Origin of the sequence: Paenibacillus xylanilyticus, from assembly GCF_047246825.1 — a bacterium.
GTDB lineage: Bacteria > Bacillota > Bacilli > Paenibacillales > Paenibacillaceae > Paenibacillus > Paenibacillus xylanilyticus_B.
Genome location: NZ_JBFOLB010000015.1, coordinates 24,634 through 43,038 on the forward strand (window position 1 = coordinate 24,634; position 18,405 = coordinate 43,038).

At 50.4% G+C, this 18,405-nt stretch carries 16 protein-coding genes and 13 tRNA genes; 6 read left to right on the forward strand and 23 right to left on the reverse strand.

The features are described from left to right. Positions 1-22: 22 nt before the first annotated feature. The 6 genes from AB3N00_RS30655 (at position 23) to AB3N00_RS30680 (ending at position 6,115) form a co-directional block, all read left to right on the forward strand. Positions 23-1,000 carry an ABC transporter ATP-binding protein gene (locus tag AB3N00_RS30655; RefSeq protein WP_413037807.1) on the forward strand — a complete coding sequence of 326 codons (978 nt, stop codon included), beginning with the start codon at positions 23-25 and terminating at the stop codon, positions 998-1,000. Continuing rightward, a complete protein-coding gene (locus AB3N00_RS30660; RefSeq protein WP_413037808.1) occupies positions 990-2,042 on the forward strand; it encodes an oligopeptide/dipeptide ABC transporter ATP-binding protein in 1,053 nt (350 codons plus the stop codon). Before AB3N00_RS30655 ends, AB3N00_RS30660 begins: the two co-directional genes overlap by 11 nt. A gap of 22 nt (positions 2,043-2,064) precedes the next feature. Continuing rightward, positions 2,065-3,672: an ABC transporter substrate-binding protein gene (locus AB3N00_RS30665; protein WP_413037809.1), complete on the forward strand. Its 1,608-nt coding sequence runs from the start codon at positions 2,065-2,067 to the stop codon at positions 3,670-3,672. Positions 3,673-3,757: 85 nt separating this feature from the next. Beyond that, positions 3,758-5,164 carry a M14 family zinc carboxypeptidase gene (locus AB3N00_RS30670; RefSeq protein ID WP_413037810.1) on the forward strand — a complete coding sequence of 469 codons (1,407 nt, stop codon included), beginning with the start codon at positions 3,758-3,760 and terminating at the stop codon, positions 5,162-5,164. A 16-nt stretch (positions 5,165-5,180) separates the two neighbouring features. After that, positions 5,181-5,804: an FMN-binding negative transcriptional regulator gene (locus tag AB3N00_RS30675; protein WP_413037811.1), complete on the forward strand. Its 624-nt coding sequence runs from the start codon at positions 5,181-5,183 to the stop codon at positions 5,802-5,804. A gap of 17 nt (positions 5,805-5,821) precedes the next feature. Beyond that, positions 5,822-6,115 carry a hypothetical protein gene (locus AB3N00_RS30680; RefSeq protein WP_413037812.1) on the forward strand — a complete coding sequence of 98 codons (294 nt, stop codon included), beginning with the start codon at positions 5,822-5,824 and terminating at the stop codon, positions 6,113-6,115. A gap of 60 nt (positions 6,116-6,175) precedes the next feature. On the opposite strand, the gene AB3N00_RS30685 is transcribed toward AB3N00_RS30680, so the two are convergent. The 23 genes from AB3N00_RS30685 to AB3N00_RS30795 form a co-directional block, all read right to left on the reverse strand. After that, the gene (locus AB3N00_RS30685; RefSeq protein ID WP_413037813.1) at positions 6,176-6,676 is read right to left on the reverse strand and encodes an N-acetyltransferase family protein; all 501 of its coding nucleotides are present in this window, start codon (positions 6,674-6,676) and stop codon (positions 6,176-6,178) included. Then, complete coding sequence (locus tag AB3N00_RS30690) at positions 6,673-7,170, reverse strand: hypothetical protein (protein WP_413037814.1); 498 nt, start codon at positions 7,168-7,170, stop codon at positions 6,673-6,675. Before AB3N00_RS30690 ends, AB3N00_RS30685 begins: the two co-directional genes overlap by 4 nt. A 186-nt stretch (positions 7,171-7,356) precedes the next feature. Beyond that, positions 7,357-7,677, reverse strand: a complete 321-nt coding sequence (locus AB3N00_RS30695; protein WP_413037815.1) for a hypothetical protein — start codon at positions 7,675-7,677, stop codon at positions 7,357-7,359. 456 nt (positions 7,678-8,133) lie between these two features. Next, on the reverse strand, positions 8,134-9,141 hold the full coding sequence (locus tag AB3N00_RS30700) for a LacI family DNA-binding transcriptional regulator (protein WP_413037816.1): 1,008 nt from the start codon (positions 9,139-9,141) through the stop codon (positions 8,134-8,136). Positions 9,142-9,265: 124 nt separating this feature from the next. After that, the gene (gene iolB / locus AB3N00_RS30705) at positions 9,266-10,072 is read right to left on the reverse strand and encodes a 5-deoxy-glucuronate isomerase (RefSeq protein WP_413037817.1); all 807 of its coding nucleotides are present in this window, start codon (positions 10,070-10,072) and stop codon (positions 9,266-9,268) included. Between the two features lie 101 nt (positions 10,073-10,173). Continuing rightward, positions 10,174-11,226 carry an inositol 2-dehydrogenase gene (gene iolG, locus AB3N00_RS30710; protein ID WP_413037818.1) on the reverse strand — a complete coding sequence of 351 codons (1,053 nt, stop codon included), beginning with the start codon at positions 11,224-11,226 and terminating at the stop codon, positions 10,174-10,176. Positions 11,227-11,293: 67 nt separating this feature from the next. Then, on the reverse strand, positions 11,294-12,769 hold the full coding sequence (locus AB3N00_RS30715; protein ID WP_413037819.1) for a CoA-acylating methylmalonate-semialdehyde dehydrogenase: 1,476 nt from the start codon (positions 12,767-12,769) through the stop codon (positions 11,294-11,296). A 49-nt stretch (positions 12,770-12,818) separates the two neighbouring features. Beyond that, a complete protein-coding gene (iolC, locus tag AB3N00_RS30720) occupies positions 12,819-13,829 on the reverse strand; it encodes a 5-dehydro-2-deoxygluconokinase (RefSeq protein WP_413037820.1) in 1,011 nt (336 codons plus the stop codon). Positions 13,830-14,007: 178 nt separating this feature from the next. Beyond that, positions 14,008-14,913, reverse strand: a complete 906-nt coding sequence (gene iolE, locus AB3N00_RS30725) for a myo-inosose-2 dehydratase (protein ID WP_413037821.1) — start codon at positions 14,911-14,913, stop codon at positions 14,008-14,010. Between the two features lie 59 nt (positions 14,914-14,972). Then, a complete protein-coding gene (gene iolD, locus AB3N00_RS30730; RefSeq protein WP_413037822.1) occupies positions 14,973-16,838 on the reverse strand; it encodes a 3D-(3,5/4)-trihydroxycyclohexane-1,2-dione acylhydrolase (decyclizing) in 1,866 nt (621 codons plus the stop codon). 313 nt (positions 16,839-17,151) lie between these two features. Next, positions 17,152-17,222 (reverse strand) — tRNA-Gly (locus AB3N00_RS30735). 12 nt (positions 17,223-17,234) lie between these two features. Next, a tRNA-Pro gene (locus AB3N00_RS30740) sits at positions 17,235-17,308 on the reverse strand. 8 nt (positions 17,309-17,316) lie between these two features. Further along, positions 17,317-17,395 (reverse strand) — tRNA-Leu (locus tag AB3N00_RS30745). Between the two features lie 15 nt (positions 17,396-17,410). Next, positions 17,411-17,487, reverse strand: a tRNA-Arg gene (locus AB3N00_RS30750). A gap of 9 nt (positions 17,488-17,496) precedes the next feature. Continuing rightward, positions 17,497-17,571, reverse strand: a tRNA-Gly gene (locus tag AB3N00_RS30755). Positions 17,572-17,581: 10 nt separating this feature from the next. Next, a tRNA-Leu gene (locus AB3N00_RS30760) sits at positions 17,582-17,662 on the reverse strand. Between the two features lie 11 nt (positions 17,663-17,673). Beyond that, positions 17,674-17,746, reverse strand: a tRNA-Lys gene (locus tag AB3N00_RS30765). Between the two features lie 10 nt (positions 17,747-17,756). Beyond that, a tRNA-Tyr gene (locus tag AB3N00_RS30770) sits at positions 17,757-17,842 on the reverse strand. Between the two features lie 12 nt (positions 17,843-17,854). After that, positions 17,855-17,927 (reverse strand) — tRNA-Phe (locus tag AB3N00_RS30775). Between the two features lie 21 nt (positions 17,928-17,948). Beyond that, positions 17,949-18,026 (reverse strand) — tRNA-Asp (locus AB3N00_RS30780). A gap of 9 nt (positions 18,027-18,035) precedes the next feature. After that, a tRNA-Thr gene (locus AB3N00_RS30785) sits at positions 18,036-18,111 on the reverse strand. Positions 18,112-18,116: 5 nt separating this feature from the next. Further along, positions 18,117-18,192 (reverse strand) — tRNA-Val (locus tag AB3N00_RS30790). A 9-nt stretch (positions 18,193-18,201) separates the two neighbouring features. Next, positions 18,202-18,278 (reverse strand) — tRNA-Met (locus tag AB3N00_RS30795). Positions 18,279-18,405: the final 127 nt, after the last annotated feature.

An 18,405-nucleotide genomic window follows, 5' to 3' on the forward strand; every position in this document is an offset into this window, starting at 1 on the left:
CCCACAAGAGGAGGCAAACATCATGCCCATGGTTGAATTGAATAATCTCAGCGTCACCTATAAAACGAAACAAAGACATGTCACTGCCGTGGACCGGGTGTCGTTAACCATCGATGAGCGTGATTCCATCGGCATCGTTGGGGAATCAGGTTCCGGTAAATCCACACTGGCCATGGCTATTCTCCGATTGCTCCCCGAACAGGCAGCCGAAGTTACAGGTGAAGTGCAGTTTAACGGAACTGACCTGTTATCACTTAATGAGAGTGAGCTGGCTCGTCTGCGTTGGACTGAACTTGCTGTCGTGTTTCAGAAGTCAATGAGTGCATTAAGCCCGGTACATCGCATAGGTGCCCAAATGTCCGACATTTACCGCATGCACGAAACCAAAGTTTCCAAGCGCGAAGCAAGAAGCCGCATGGTTGCGCTGCTGCGCATGGTCAATCTTCCGGAACGTGTATATGACCTGTATCCGCATGAACTGTCGGGCGGCATGATGCAGCGGGTTGCGATCGCGCTCAGTCTGATGCACCAGCCCAAGCTGCTCATTCTTGACGAGGCCACAACGGCTCTTGATGTCGTGACCCAGGGTCAGATTTTGAACGAAATGCTTGAATTGGAACGTAAACTAGGCATTACCCGCATCATGATCACTCATGATATGTCGGTTGTGGCCTCTGCCTGCAACAAGGTAGCTGTAATGTATGCAGGGCGAATCGTGGAAACGGGACTGGTGAAACAGGTACTGACTCACCCTCTTCATCCTTATACGCAAGGATTATTAAGGTCCATTCCGTCTTTTACGGGGGAAAAGGAAAATGTTCGTGGCATTCCGGGTTCCATTCCGGATCTGGCGCTCTTGCCTACCGGATGCATTTTCGCCAGCCGCTGTGATCACGCCGTAGAGCTATGCCGCCAAGTCAATCCGGACGAAACCGTGTTCCAGCAAGGGCATCGCGTGGCCTGTCATCTCGTTGGAGGTGAACTCGCACATGCCCACTAATTCCCCCAAAGCGATTGTAGCCCAGGATCTGGTCAAGTATTACACACAACGCAAACGCATGGTCATTAATGGCAAAGTATCACGCAAACAGGACGTCAAATCGGTCGATGGAGTCAGTTTTTCTTTGGAACAGGGGCAGGTTCTTGGCGTCATTGGCGAGAGTGGCTGCGGCAAATCCACATTGGGCCGACTGCTCACCAAGCTGGAGGAGGTTACGTCAGGACAGATCAATTATGCAGGTGTTCCCTCCCAAGAGTTGTACAAACGGAGCCCGTCCGAATTCCGCCGTACAGCCCAGATGATCTTTCAAAATCCGTTTGATACGTTCGATCCTCGCTTCACGATTGCCAAGATTCTGACAGATACCCTGAAACTGCATCGAATAGGTCAAAATGATGCCGATCGCCTCGCGCTATGCTCGGAACGAATGGAGCAAGCCGGACTGCGTCCTGCTTCCGACTTCCTGTATCGTTACCCGCATCAGCTATCTGGTGGTCAACTGCAGCGCATATCCATCCTGCGCTCGATGCTGCTCAATCCTCTTTTTATCGTAGCGGATGAACCTGTATCCATGCTCGACGTTTCCGTTCGGGCCGATATCATCAATATGCTGACTCACGTCTGCCGTGAAGAGAATACGGCCATGGTGTTTATCAGCCACGACATTGTATCCACCCGTTATGTATCCGATCAGGTTGCTGTCATGTACCTGGGGCGTTTCGTGGAAACTGGCCCCACAGATGAAGTGCTTCATCATCCGAAGCATCCATATACCAAAGCACTCATCGCCAGTTCATCCAAACTGGAGTCCATTGGCCAGCCGCAGGAAACGATTCGGATCCAAGGTGAGCCTCCAACTCCCATTCATACCGGTCCAGGCTGCTACTTTTATTCCCGTTGTTATCAGAGGAGAGATTCATGCCTTACCCAATATCCCGAAGCTGTTGATTTGGGCAACGGTCATTGGGTCAGCTGCCCATATACAGAGGATGATCCCACAGAAGCGAGTCTGCGACAAAAGCAGGATCCGCAGTTAATTTAACTACGACAAAGGGAGTGGAGACATGAAAAAAAGGTTGGCCTTATTCTTGGTACTGATTCTAATGGTGGGTCTGCTCGCAGCCTGTACGGGGGGCGGAAGCGGAAACAATTCGGAAGGAACAACTGAACCTTCAGGCAATACGACGGACAATGGCGTAAAGGAAGGCGGCACTCTACTTGTTGGCCTAACCGGTGATCCGTTATCGTTCAATCCTGACGGAACTTCCGACGATTATCTATACCCTGTTGCACAGAATTTGTTCAGCCGCCTGGTCAAAATCAACAACGATCAACAGATCATCTCCGATCTGGCCGAAAAGTGGGAGATCTCGGATGATGGATTAACGTATACGTTCCATCTTCATCCGGAGGCCACTTGGCATGACGGCGAGCCGGTTACCTCCGCCGATGTTAAGTACACGCTTGAAGCCATTAAGGAAAACAGTGGCCTTGCGGTGGAAAGCATCAGTGGCATTACAGGTATCGAAACCCCCGACGAGCATACGGTTGTGATTACGCTGAGTGGACCGGATGCCTCCTTCCTTGGTTATCTGGCCTGGTATGGAACATTCATTTTGCCGGAACATATCTACAGCACCGCTGAATGGAATACAGGTACATCGGGTACGCCCATCGGAAGCGGGCCATTCAAATTTTCCGAATACACCACTGGCGTGAACGTGTCACTGGAACGCAATGAACATTATTTTGGGCAGGTTCCCCATGTCGATAAACTGATCTTTTCCATCATTACCGATCCCAACACCATGCTGCAATCCTTCTATAACGGTGAGCTGGATGTCTTCGGCGGTGATCCACCAGCTTCCGAGTTACAGGCAATGACGCAAAAACCGGAAGTGGTTATGAAGAGCAGCCTTTGGCCATCCAGGACCTATCTTCTGTTCAATTTTGATCAGGAGCCATTCGATAAACTTGAAGTTCGTCAAGCCGTTGCTTATGCCATGAACAATCAGGAAATTCTGGATAAAGCCCTGAAGGGTCAGGGTCAAGTTGCGGAAACTTTCATATCTCCTGTCTATGACTGGGCCATTGATGATACCTATAAGGTCCCTGAACCGGACGCTGCCAAAGCCAAAGCATTGCTAGAACAGGCAGGACTTACACCAGACGGCAATGGAAACTATCTGAACGTTACCCTTGATATTTTCCAATATGATGTGTACCAGGATATCGCTACTGTAATTAAGGACCAACTCGGCAAAGTAGGCATTAATGTGACGATTAACGTGAGTGATTATGCTGCATGGGATACTCAGGTCGTGCAGGAACGGAAATATCAGCTCAGCATTCTCGGTGGCTATCAAGGTCCCGATGTAGGAGCGATTACGAACCGGATCGGCACCGACCGTCCATCCAACATCATGGGCTACAGCAATAAAGAATTGGATCAGCTGCTGGCTGAGGGCGGTAAACTCGTCAAGGAAGACGAGCGCAAGCCGAAATATGCGGAAGTTCAACGCATTCTGTCAGAAGATCTGCCCATCATTCCCATCAGTGAATATGTCGGTACCAATCCGGTGCATCAATATGTGAAGGGTGATCCTTCTTCTGCTGAAGCACTGCCGTATACATCCTTTTCCGAGTACAACTATGTATGGCTGGATAACTGATCAAAAGGCCCGGGTGCGAATGCGCTTGGGCAACTAACCTTGATCAATCATGGAGTTAGACATTCAAAAACGGGAGGTATGTTCAGTGAATATCGAAGAAGTGATTGGCCGCGTGCCCGATTATGAAACGTTCATGACGATCGACGAGATGGATGAAAGCACACGCAAGCTGGCATGGGATTACCCTGATGTGGTGACGGTCTTTGAAGCGGGTACCTCACGTGAGGGGCATCCCATTCTCGGAATCAAAGTGGGCAACGGTCCGTTGAACGCTGTATGTTTTGCTTGTCCTCATCCCAATGAACCAATTGGCGCAATGACGATGGAGTTTCTGTCTCGTGAGCTGGCGGAGAATGCAGGGCTTCGGGAAGAACTCGGATTCACCTGGTACATTATCAAGTGTATTGACCCGGATGGATTCCGGTTGAATGAAGGCTGGATCAAAGGCCCTTACACGATCTATAACTATATGAGGCATTTTTACCGTCCGATCGGGTATGAGCAGGTGGAGTGGACCTTTCCGGTTGATTATAAGGAATTGCACTTCGATAATCCGCTTCCCGAAACGCAGGCCGTTATGCGGCTCATTCAGGAGAAACAGCCTGCCTTTCTCTATTCCCTGCATAATGCAGGATTCGGCGGAGCCTACTGGTACATCTCTGAGGATATGCCGGAAATCTATGACGATCTGCGGGCTGCCGCCGAAAAGCAGGATGTTGCTCTGAATCTGGGCGAGCCGGAAGCGCCATTTTTGACAGAGTTTTCACCCGCTGTATTCCAGACGATGGGCATTGCACAGGAATACGATTATGTAGAGCAAAATACAGGTGAAACGCCAGTCGGTTTCAACTGTGGCACATCCAGTGGCGATTACGCATCCGCGCATGCAGAGGGCTGTGTCACCTTGCTGGCTGAGCTGCCTTATTTCTTCGATGCCCGTGTTCAGGATCTCCGTCTATCCGACACCAGCCGACGGGATGCTGTCCATGCTAACGTGGACCGCACGACTCTGTTTCTCACCAAAGTGGATGAGTTATTACAGCCCGTTCGTCCATACATTACAGAGGAGAATCGGTTCATCAAGCTGGTAAATATGTCGCTGGATCACATGAAGCAAGGTGGTGCCGCGAAGAAAAACTGGGCAGATAGCCTGCCAGAGTTCCAAGAAGCGGCTACGGTTGCTCAATTGTTCGATAATGTGGAGACCGCTGCATTCTATAACGGACTATCTCTCGCCTTGTCCCTCCGTGCAGTTGAATTTGAGATCGAACGACTGGAACATGACGGCACAGATTCCCAAGAGGCTTTGTCCCTGCTGCAACATGCGCGCCACACAGCAAGTGATTTCCTGATCCAACACTGTGAAGAGCTCGAATCCAGACTGGACTATTCGGTTATTCCGATTCAGAAGCTGGTTCGCATTCAAACGGAAAGCGGTCTGATTGTCACCAAACGTATCTATGAGCGGAGCCAGCAGGAGATCCACAACTGAAAGGAACGTGATCTGGATGTACGTCCCAGCGGAATATCAAATGAAGGATCAACAGCAGATGATCCAGTTCATCCGTAAGCATAGCTTTGGTGTACTGTTCTCGCAGCAAAACGGTCTGCCACATGGCACACACCTGCCCTTTCTGGTCGAAACCGGAGCAGATGGGGACTTATATCTGGTCAGTCATATGTCTAGGGCCAACCCCCAGTGGCGCAGCATTGACAGCCAGGTGCTGACGGTTTTTTCCGGACCGCACGCCTACGTCTCTCCCACCTGGTATGAGCAAAAAGGATTTGTACCTACCTGGGATTATATGGCCGTTCATGTGTATGGTGAATTCATGCATGTTGACGATGCTGAGGGGCTCCGAACCATTATGGAACAGACGATAACCTATTTCGAATCCGGTATGGATGATCCCTGGGACGGAGAAATTCCTGACCATATCTATCATCGTCTGATCCAGGGTGTGATGGGATTCAAAATCAAAATCACCGACATGCAGGCTCAGTGGAAACTGCACCAGGATCACTCCCCCGAGCGTCGCGATAATGTCATTCGGCATTTAAAAAAGACCGGGGAACCTGATGCATTGAAAATTGCTGAGGCGATTAAGGCAGCTAATCCGGACAACGTGTAAATGTGTAATTCTATCGGATGAACAAGGCATACGAGATTGTGCAGGGTCAGCTTGTTATTTTCGGATATCCATTATCCATAAGTGCAGAAGCCGTCTCAGAACGTTTCAGACTGGGCGGCTCTTTTGTTGTTGCGATAGCTGTTGTGGAGCACCAAAAGCTGCTCACGCAATGGGGCATGAGACGTGCCAGTGTGGCGGTCGGCAGTGCGATTGCCAAAATGCAGCTGAACCGGATTTCCAAGGAATCTGAACATCAGACAGAATTTCAATGGGAAACCTATGATGAAGCATTGGCGTTTTTGCTGAAATAAGAGGAGCGTTCCCTTAGGGGAACGCCTTTTTGATATATTCTCTGTTGAGCTCGCTTATAGTCAGGGTGTTGGACGAAGCGGGCATAGCAAGGTGACCGATGTGCCGCACATCCCTCTCTCCTCAAATCCAAAACGTCGATAAAGTCGGATGGCCGCATTGTCTGGATCTACACTGAGTGACACCGCCTCGATCCCCCGTTTCCGTGCTTCCTCCAATGCCGCTTGTATCAACAGGGTGCCCACTCCTCTGCCCCTGGCCTCCTCAATGACCGCCATTCCCAATTCAGGTGTAGCAGCGTTCACGTAACCGTACCCTGCATTGTGATCACTATAGAACCGCAATGTGACAGCACCCAGTCTGCTGCCTTGTCCGTCTACAGCGATGAAACCAAAGTCCCCTTCTCTCCCCCATCCTTCCACGTATTTGGACAGTTCAGGGCTGTGTATGATATCGGGTTCCAAAAGTTCATCACCCTCCTTCATAAACAGTGAAGCATATAACATTTCCCACAGGAAAGGAATATCCTCTGTCTCTATGGGACGTAATTGGCAACCCGTCATGAGTTCTCCTCCTTTGGTTGAGCAAAGAGATGCTCCATCTTGTACCAATTCATTTCTTGCTTCAGCTCATACTCCTGAGATTTATCGCTCGTGCTGCTGCCGTTATAAATGGTCATTGAATGTTTGTTATAAAAGGTAATTCCAAAATCATTGATTTCCCGTCCCTCTTTGTTAATCATAAGACGCCATTCATAATAATAGGGAGTCTCCCGCTCTGTATTCCTTTGATTTACTTTTTTCAACTCAACATCCTTATAGTCCTTTAAAATATCCTGGATTTCCTCCGTATCCTTGATGATCACTTCTTCCCTGTCACCTGATGCACTGGAGAATCTCGTAATTTCCAAGCGGTCAAATTTGTCCAGCATGGTCATATGATCCGTAACCTCTGCCCGAAACGTGGTGTGTTGTTGAGATATGTACATCGGTATAGCGAAAGCTACTATGGCAACCAAAATGACGATACCAACGATAAGTCTCTTTCTGTTATTCATACAATCTCCCCCTCATTAAGCTATATGCTTCTGGAAAGACCTATAGTTGGATAAACCCTGACCCGCTAAAATGCTTTGGATCTTCTACCTTCTGATGCTGGGCTTCCGATTCACCTTCGTTTACTTTGTGTTCTGTATAACCATTGAAGCTGATCTGTAATTGGGAGCTATGTTGCAGCGTACCCACTAATTCTGGGCTGACAGATAGCCGGTATTCTCATACACTTTGCGGAACTCTTTGCGTATCGTTTCTCCATCCCTGACCTCCTGGACCTGCACCAGAACTCCCGCCTGCACAAAAATCTCTTCACCCAAGTCTATAATGGCCGCATACTCTGCCTCGTAACTTTCGATTATGTCGGGCGAAAACTGTTCTTCCGCAAAATTAATCCCCTGACTCTCTTTGTCCTGATCGTTGATTATCTTCGGTGCATCCTCACCCGTGATTTCGGTATATCTCTCTTGAAATTGTTCATGCGATAAAATCGTAATCTCCCAGTTAATCACGTTAGTCTGTGAAGTATCCCTTATAAAAGATCCACTTGGCGACTCTGTATGGAATTCCTTTTGAACAGGGGAAAAATCAAGTGATAGTAATGCCGTAACGAAACAAACGGATACAACCCATCCCCACTTTTTAATAGAACCACCCATCCCTCTATCCCTAATAAAATATAAATAATGGTAGTAAGTATATTGATTTAGTATACCATTTCATCCATATATTGTTCTATAGCAATACATCTATCCAATCCAACTTTTAGACTATTAAAGTTACCATATATTGGACTTAAAAATCACTGCTTAGCCTGCTACAACTCAGATAGAATACGTGATGCTTTTCAATTGCAGTCTAATCTCGTCATCCAAACGCAGCAAGCCGCGTTCATCCCTACGGAGGTAGAACGCGGCTTATTTTTGCATGGGTCGAAATGATGTCATACCGGTTTGCTGATTTCAAGATTAAACGGATGCAACACCTGTTGAGTCTCTAATAACCAGTTCAGGTTTTAGTACGACTTTCTGTGGCGGTTTACGGTCATCCTTTAGCTCATCTATTAACAGATCCACAGCAAGGCGCCCCAAATCCTCAATAGGCTGGGCAACCGTTGTAAGTGGCGGATTGGTCACGGATGCAAGTATGGTATTATCGAATCCAATGATGGATACGTCTTCAGGCACTCGCAAGCCGAGCTCTTTGGCTGCCTGCAATGCGCCAATAGCCTGCATATCATTACAACAGAATATGCCGGTTGGCCGATTGGCTTCACCAAGCAGCACAAGCATCTCTTTTTTAGCCGAGTTCAGGTCCGCAGCGGACTCTCTGATCTGCCATGGTTCTAGAGAAAGACCCACTTCCTCTACCGCTTCACGGAATCCGCGTATGCGTTCCTGACTGCTGCTGACCTTGAATGGTTCTGACAGCACCGCAATGCGGGTATGACCCATTTCAAGCAGATGCTGCGCAGCCAGTGCACCGCCAAGTCTATCGTCAATCGCAACGGTATGTACCGAAAGTGATGGCATATGGCGAGCAATCAGCGCAACGGGTATGGATTGCTGCAGAAGTGGTGACAGGATCTCGGCATTATCAATGCCCGTTCCGATCATCATGCCATCGACTCTTTTCTGCTGAAGCAGGTTCAGATAACGCTCTACCCGCTCGTCCTTATTGTCCGTGCTGCAGATCACGACGCTATACCCAAGCTGGCGGCTTCGATCCTCTACCGCTCTGGCAAGCTCGGCAAAATACGGATTGGATATATCCGGGACAAGCAGCCCAAGCGTATACGTTTGCTTACCTGTAAGTGCAGCGGCAATCGCGCTGGGCTGATAGTTAAGACGTTCCATGATCTCCATCACTTCGGCGCGGCGCTTTTCACTGATTTTCCCTTTGCCGTTAATAACCTGGGAGACCGTAGCAATGGATACACCCGCCTCCCGTGCGATATCGTAAATGGTTGCTTTCATTGTTAATTCCCCATCTGTGCTATATACAAGATCCTTATATATAGGTAATCGTTTTCTTCTCATTATGCAGGGGGAAGTCCGCATACGCAACTTAAGCCATTGAAGAAGTTGTAAATGGTCCGTATTACCTTTTCATCAGCCAATCATGGTCAGGGTCGTTATGAAACTTCCAGGTTCGGGTTGGACCCGCCATCACATTGAGGTAGTACACCTCATATCCTGGTGGAGCGCCCACTGGATGGTATCCGCAAGGAACAAGCACCACTTCACCATTGTTCACTGCAAGCGTCTCATCCACGGAGCGATCATCCGTATAAATGCGCTGAATGGCAAATCCCTGCTCTGGCTGCACACGGAAGTAGTACGTCTCTTCCAGCAAAGATTCTTCAGGCAAAGCATCCCGATCATGTTTATGCGGCGGATAACTGGACCAATGCCCATCTGGCGTGAACACTTCGACGACGAGCAAGCTGTCTGCTTCCTTTTGTTCCGGTAAAATATTGTGAATCTGGCGCTCCAGATTGCCGTATCCACGAGTCTCTACCCCGACCTCTTCCGGTGTAATGAGACGGGCTGGATGGGTTCCCTTTCCTGGTGCCGCACATATGGCTATTTCCAAAGCGGAAATGGCTGTGATCTCGACCTGATCCAAGCTGGGTAAATAGACCGAATAGGGAGGTGTTTTTTCGAATATGCTCATTCTTTTCCCAATATTCTTCCACGTATGCTCCCGCGTACTCACATTCGCCAAACCACTGAGAAGTACGATACAGAGCTCCTGATCACCGCTGTCACGGGTAAAGGACTGTCCTTCCGCAAGCTGTACTACCTGAAATCCTACGTATTCCCAGCCCGCAGATTCCGGTGTTACCGTTATAAGTGTGCCGTCTCCCTCCGGATTCACTACCGGCTTCACGATACGTTCTGACATACTGCTACCCACTCCTTTCTGTAACTATCCATAACAAGCCATGTTCCTGCCAAACAGAAACACATCGTCTGCAATAATTAAGGTTCTTAGAATGAATTAATTTATGGAGCAGTTGTCTGTGATTCCATCGTTACTCCGGGTACCTCCCGAAGCTTCACAGGTCTTCCCTGTTCCATCGACATCCGTGCTGCAAGTGCAATCCGTTCGGCCTGTACCGCATCATGACCGTTCACAGTAACGGGTGTATCATTCAGGATCGCTTCGATAAAAAGGGCTGTCTCCTGCACATATGCTTCATTGTATCTTTCCAGAAAAAAGTGCAGCGGCTTATCGCGCATGAGTCCGGCCGCCGTACTGATCTCTGCCGTATTGGGATGATCGTTCGCGGCAGTTGCACTGCCCAGGGATCCAAATACTTCAACTCGCTGATCATATCCATAGACAGCCTGGCGGCTGTTATCAATGACGCCAATGGCTCCATTTTCAAAACTCATCGTTACAATCGCCGTATCTACATCTCCATGCTCTGCAAAAACCGGCTGAATCAGCACATTGCCCTGAGCGTATACTTCCTCCACTTCACTTCCCGACAGATAACGCGCCATATCAAAATCGTGAATCATCATATCCATGAAAATCCCGCCAGACACCCGAATGTACTCTGCAGGCGGCGGACTCGGGTCGCGTGAAGTGATTTTGATAATATGCGGATCGCCAATTGTTCCGTCCTGTACATGGGCACGCACCCGCTTGAAGTTGTGATCGAAACGGCGGTTGAATCCGATCTGCAGTTTCACGCCGGCCTCCTGCACGGCTGCAACAGCGGCTTGGGTCTGGCTCAAGTTCATACTGACTGGTTTTTCGCAGAAAATGTGTTTCCCTGCCCGGGCTGCCTGCTCAATCAGTGGCACATGTGTGTCCGTTGAAGAGCAGATCAGAACCGCATCTACTTCCGGCATTTCAATCAGTTGGCTGCTATCTGTCGTAACGACAGGAATACCCCGTATGGATGCCCAAGCCTCCAGTTCTGGCCCTGCAAACAAATCACTGATACCCACGATCTCGGCATGCGGGTTGCGCATGAGATTATCTGCATGAATCTTGCCGATACGCCCAGCACCGATGATGCCAATTTTCACTTTATCCTTGCCCATCCCGTTATCCTCCCTGTATACGTCCATATGGGCTGGGATCCCCCTTGGCCCGGATTACCCTATGTTATTACCAGCGAGCAGTCACCATTTTTTTGCGAGTATAAAATTCAACGCCATCCGTGCCATTGGCATGTAGATCACCGTAGAACGATTTCTTCCAACCGGAAAAAGGGAAAAACGCCATCGGCGCAGGTACACCCAGGTTAATACCAAGCATGCCTGCATCAATTGTTTCACGGAACTGCCGCATGCTCGCTCCGCTGCGGGTAAACAGACAAGCTCCATTGGCAAAATCGGAACGGTTCGCCAGCTCAATCGCTTCCTCCAGCGTAGCCACTCTTGCCACAGAGAGCACCGGGGCAAAGATTTCATCCTTCCAGATTTTCATGCTGCTCTGCACCTCATCGAATACTGTTGGTCCAACAAAATAACCGGGTTTGCCTGCCGCTTCGTCCTTGCGACCATCCCGAAGCAAGGCAGCACCTTCCTGTTCTCCAGATTCAATGTAGCTGAAGGTACGTTCTTTATGTGGTCCGCGAATCACGGGGCCCAGGAATACACCCTCATCCATGCCATTACCAATCGTAATGCGATCCGCTGCTTCCACCAGCTTTTGTACCAGCGTGTCAGCAACATCGCCAACAGCGACAACAACCGAACAGGCCATGCAGCGTTCTCCTGCCGAGCCGAAGGCCGCACTGGTGATCTCTTTCACCGTCAGATCAAGGTCGGCGTCTGGCATCACGATCGAGTGGTTTTTGGCACCGGCGAGCGCCTGCACCCGTTTGCCATGCGCGGATGCGGTGGTATAGACGTATTCAGCCACAGGCTGTGAGCCGACAAAAGAGATCGCTTGAACATCCTTGTGTTCAAGCAGTCCGTTCACGACGTCATGTGCACCGTGAACGATGTTAAGCACGCCGTCCGGAAGCCCCGCTTCCTTGAACAGTTCAGCCAGGCGGCCTGCCAGCAGCGGTGTACGCTCGGATGGCTTCAGGACAAAGGTATTCCCGCACGCTATGGCCAGCGGGAACATCCAGCACGGTACCATCATCGGGAAGTTAAAGGGGGTAATTCCCCCGATTACGCCGATTGGGTACCGATACATGCCCGATTCCAGCCCGGTGGCGATGTCGGGCAGCTGCTTGCCCATCATCAGATTCGGGGCACCTGCCGCGAATTCGACACATTCAATGCCGCGCTGAACTTCCCCGTAGGCTTCAGCGTAGCTTTTTCCGTTTTCCAGTGTGACCAGCCGTGCGAGTTCTTCCCAGTGCTCCACCAGCAATTGCTGATAGCGGAACAAAACACGTGCACGGCGGGGAACCGGTGTGCCGCTCCAAGATGGGAATGCGTCCCGTGCCGTCTGCACGGCGAGATCTACGTCCGCTTGTTCCGACAGCGGCACGTGTGCAATAACCTCTTCCGTAGCCGGATTCACGACCGGCTCGGTACGGGTTGCCGCCGGGGTCACCCAGGCACCCCCAATCCAGTTTTGTACCATCGTTACTGTTGCAGACGCTTCTGAAATCCCTTTTCCCATAGCCCTGTCTCCCTTCGCTTATATGTGGTCCAAACTGCTCCTGGATACTTCAAGACATCGAAATCTCGCCCCGATTGCAGCGTTCGATATAGTCGTTCACCTGCTCCACCGTCGGCATCGCATCCGAACAGCTGTGACTGGAGATGACGATACTGGCTGCCGCACTGCCAAACGCCATGCTTCGTTCAATCGTCCAGTTCTGCATAATGCCGTATAAGAATCCTGCTGCATAGGAATCGCCTGCTCCAAATGTCTTCACCACACGCGCAGGATAGCTTTCCGCTCGATGGGATAGCCCCTCACGGGTATACGCAATGGAGCCTTCTTTGCCATGCTTAATTACAACGATTTTTGCTGAGTAATCAAACCACTTTTGCGCAGTCACCTGATCACTATGCTGTGGATTATGGTCAAACGTCTCCATCATGTCGAACTCTTCGCGGGTGCCCAGAATGATGTCGCATTTTTCAGCTGCGAGGTTGTAATAGACTGCCGTTTCTTCGGCTGATGTCCATGTGTAGGGGCGATAATCAAGATCAAATATAATGACGGTTCCATGCTTTTTCGCATAGGTTAATGCCTGGAATACCGCTTCACGGGATGGACTCTGGGCCAGAGCCGTGCCGGAGATCAGGAGCACCTTGGAGTCAGCGATCAGCTGCTCCTGCACTTCACGTGCCTGCAACAACAGATCTGCTGCATGGTCGCGGTACATCAGAATGCTGCAGTCTGTTGGACTTTTGATTTCGGTAAAAGCGAGACCTGTCACCGCTCCTGTGTCGTCCGTTACCACATTCGAAATATCGATTCCGTTGCGTTCCAGATAACCTTGGATGAACCTGCCCATCTGGTCATTGGCGATTTTGCCGATAAAGGCCGTTTCCATTCCGAGCCTGGACATGCCAATCGTAATATTGGCCGGAGAACCACCCACATATTTCGTAAACGTCATCGTCTCTTCCATCGGACGGTTGATCTCATTGGCATTCAAGTCGATACACAGACGGCCGATCGCGGTGAAATCCATCTTCCTGGATGAAGGAAAGGAAACGTAAGTCATTGGTTCTGAACCCCTTTCGGTGATGGGATAGTGATCCGGATGGAAGGTGCAGATCGATTTATGTTAAACAGACTGATTTTCGGACTGCACCTACAGGCTACAACTGCTATGTGTACATGGAGCTTGAAAAACACTTCGTTACCTCATCGTATGGGCTTCAAGTTGACGCCATGCCGAATCAGCTGGGCTGACCAATCAATGAATTCATATACAAAAGGGATCGTTTTGCATACTCATATGGATTATGAATTGCGGGGTCCTGCTCCCCTTCAAGCATCGCCCAGCCATCGTATCCCCGGTCGATCAACTCCTGTAGAATCGGAGCAAAATCAATACATCCATCTCCAGGTACGGTGAACACTCCTTGGCGAATACAGCCCACAAAATCTGATTGTGCTGCCCGCGCTTCATCCAGTACATCCGGACGAATATCCTTCAAGTGGATATAGGCAATCCGGTCATAATGTTTTCGCAGCAAAGCGAGTGGATCTGCTCCTCCGTAGTAGGCATGACCCGTGTCATAGAGCAAATACACGAGAGAGGGATCGGTCAATTCCATCAGACGGTCGATCTCATCCGGTTGTTCTACCACTGTGCCGCCGTGGTGATGGTACGTCAGCTTTAGTCCATATTCGCGGGCTATAGCTCCTGCTTCGTTCAATCCTTCGAAAAGGATATGCCACTCAGATTCACTGAGCCGTAGTACTTCCTTTTCATGTGGAGTCCGCCGGGGATCAAAATGCAGGGAACCCCCTACCTCTGCTGTGCTAATTACCGTGCTGCCCATCGATTGCAGAAATTCAGCATGTCTGCGGTAGCTGTCCAGCTCAGACTGTCGATAAGCCGGATCAGAGAGCAGCACCGATTTCCACTGAGAAACCAGGCGGATGTTACGTTTCCCTAATTCCTCTCGCAATGCAGCTGGGTCTGTCGGATATTTGCGCCCCATCTCGGTACCTGTCAGGCCAAGTCGCTGAATGTCGTCCAAAATCTGCTCACACGTGGTGTCGTCTCCATGCTCCTTTACATCCTCGCCGACCCAGTTGATCGGATGAATCCCGAGCTGAAATGGCAGCTTGTTCATTGCTCCACGTCTCCTTTTTTGAGTTCAGCGTAATGCTCGTTCAGATGCACCGTGCTGAATTAAATGGGCCTTGCTTTGGCACGGCTGGCTTGCATTGCGTGGTGAGCACTGATAACCTTTTCTTCCGTAGATACTTCCGGCACCCCTACATTCCACCAGGATTCATATCCTCCTGCGTTCGTCCCCGGCACAACCAAGATTTCGATCAGTGTGGTTATCGTTTCGTTCCGTGCATCTCTGAGCGCCTGCTCCAGCTGCTCTGCTGTTTCCACTTGATACGCTTTTGCTCCCAGACTACGGGCATGTGCTGCAAAATCCATTGGCATGTAATCTCCACTCAGTTGCCCGGTCTCCGACTCACGGTAGCGAAACTCGTTGCCAAACCCATCACTGCCGTGTTCCCGCTGCAAATTATGAATACACTGGAAGCCGTTGTTGTTGAATAGCAAAATGGTGAACTTCTTCTGTTCCTGTAAGCTGGTTACCAGCTCGGAATGCAGCATCAGGTAGCTACCATCGCCAACCATGGCGTATACCTCACGATTCGGTTCAGCAAGCGCTGCCCCAAACGCTCCACTCACCTCATATCCCATGCAGGAGAAGCCATATTCCATGTGATACGTCTTCGGTGCTGCCGCACGCCACAGGCGATGCAAGTCTCCGGGTAGGCTTCCCGCCGCACATACAATGACGGAAGATGGATCAATTGTCCGGTTAATGACTCCAACAGCGGTGGTCTGCGCCAGTCCCGCTTCGTGCTGGAGTTCATACAGCCGATCTACCTCACGATTCCATTCGGCCCGCAGATCAGCCATTTCGGATGAGCTGTATCCGCTCTGATACTTCCGTTCCTGCAATGCCGTTTGCAAAGCCTGGAGACCTTCCCGCGCATCTGCCAGAATCGCTTCCCCGCCCAGCTTGGCTGCGTCCATGCCGTTCAGGTTAATGTTGATAAATGCAACCTCAGGATGCTGAAAAGCGGACCGGGAGGCCGTCGTGAAATCCGAGAACCGGGTGCCGACGCCGATCACAACATCTGCTTCTCTAGCGAGCCGGTTGGCCGCTAACGAGCCGGTAACCCCAATGGCCCCCACATTGAGAGGGTGATCCCAGGGCAACGCACTCTTGCCAGCCTGTGTCTCGGCCACCGGAATACCAAACGCCTCGGCGAACGCAGCAAGCTGTGTGGAGGCCTCGGAATACAGCACACCGCCGCCTGCAATCAGCAGCGGCTTCCTGCCACGGGCAAGCTGTTCCACTGCCCGTTCAATGGCCGCATGAACCGGGGGGCGGCGGTCCAGGTAATGTACTTTGCGGGCGAAGAACGATTCCGGGTAATCGTACGCCTCCGCCTGTACATCCTGCGGGAGCGCCAGTGTTACCGCACCTGTCTCCGCCGGGTCCGTGAGGATACGCATCGCCTGCGTGACAGCGATCATCAACTGTTCAGGACGAACAATGCGATCCCAATATTTGCTGACCGCTTTAAATGGATCTGTAGCCGAGACTGTATAATCACTGCTCACTTCAAGTTGTTGTAGTACCGGGTCCGGTTCTCGCGTGGCAAAGTTATCACCGGGAAGCAGCAGTACTGGAATCCGGTTAACCGTTGCTGTTGCCGCTGCAGTAATCATGTTTAATGCGCCTGGGCCAATAGACGTGGTACATGCGTAGATCTGTCTGCGGTTATTCTGCTTGGCATAGGCCGCTGCCGTATGTACCATGCCCTGTTCATTTTTGCCCTGCATATACGTCAAGCTGCCCGAACTGCGTTCCAATGCTTCTCCAATTCCCGTTACATTGCCGTGCCCGAAAATGCCGATGACGCCCTTCACAAACTTGGTTTCTACCCCATCTACGAAAATGTACTGCTGATCCAGATAGCGGAGCAGCGCCTGGGCCATTGTCAGCCGAATCGTTGTCATGGATTTCGTCTCCTTCCCCTTTATGGGTAAAGCGCTTAATCTTTGTTAAGGATAAGCGCCTTACCCATAAAGGTTAAGCGCTTAATTGATATGGTATTATAACCTGGTGAAATAGGCAAGATATTTTTGTAAGCGTTTTATAAAAGATGTAATAACATGATTTATTCAGTGTGCTGCTAAACTGCATTGACCACACTCAGAAGAAATCGTCCATTTAGATATGTAGACTGTAGTCTGGAATTTAATCTTGATGAAACTCTATGAAAGCACAAAAAAAGAGATGGAATATACCATCTCTTTTTTCACTATATTAAGCGGGTGATGGGAATCGAACCCACGCTATTAGCTTGGAAGGCTAAAGTTCTACCATTGAACTACACCCGCATAAGAATAAGATCGGGATGACACGATTTGAACATGCGACCCCCTGGTCCCAAACCAGGTGCTCTACCAAGCTGAGCTACATCCCGTTATAGTATACCGGCGAGAGGACTCGAACCTCCACGGTTTCCCACTCGATTTTGAGTCGAGCGCGTCTGCCATTCCGCCACGCCGGCATATGAAGTTATAAATGGCGCGCCCTGAGAGATTCGAACTCCCGGCCTTTTGATTCGTAGTCAAACGCTCTATCCAGCTGAGCTAAGGGCGCATATCATATTGGAGCGGACGACGGGAATCGAACCCGCGACCCTCGCCTTGGCAAGGCGATGCTCTACCGCTGAGCCACGTCCGCGTATAAAGGATGCGCGTGGAGGGACTTGAACCCCCACGTCAAAGACGCTAGATCCTAAGTCTAGTGCGTCTGCCAATTCCGCCACACGCGCATATATAAAAGTGAGTCATGAAGGGCTCGAACCTTCGACACCCTGATTAAAAGTCAGGTGCTCTACCAACTGAGCTAATGACTCATAAAAAAACTGGTGGAGGATGATGGATTCGAACCACCGAACCCGTACGGGAGCAGATTTACAGTCTGATGCGTTTGGCCACTTCGCTAATCCTCCAGGATTGAAAGGTGGCTCGGGACGGAATCGAACCGCCGACACGAGGATTTTCAGTCCTCTGCTCTACCGACTGAGCTACCGAGCCTTATTTATTTTTTTAGATTAATGGCGGAACCGACGGGATTCGAACCCGCGATCTCCTGCGTGACAGGCAGGCATGTTAGGCCAACTACACCACGGTTCCAGGCATTAATGGTGCCGGCGAGAGGACTTGAACCCCCAACCTACTGATTACAAGTCAGTTGCTCTACCAGTTGAGCTACACCGGCGTATATGGTGGAGGCTGAGGGGCTCGAACCCCCGACCCTCTGCTTGTAAGGCAGATGCTCTCCCAGCTGAGCTAAGCCTCCTGGGTAATATGGTAGCGGCGGAGGGGATCGAACCCCCGACCTCACGGGTATGAACCGTACGCTCTAGCCAGCTGAGCTACACCGCCATATTAATAAACATTTTCTTGATTGCTTGTCCATCTCAAGGTAAAGATGGCGGAGAGAGAGGGATTCGAACCCTCGCACCGCTTACGCAGTCTAACCCCTTAGCAGAGGGTCCCCTTATAGCCACTT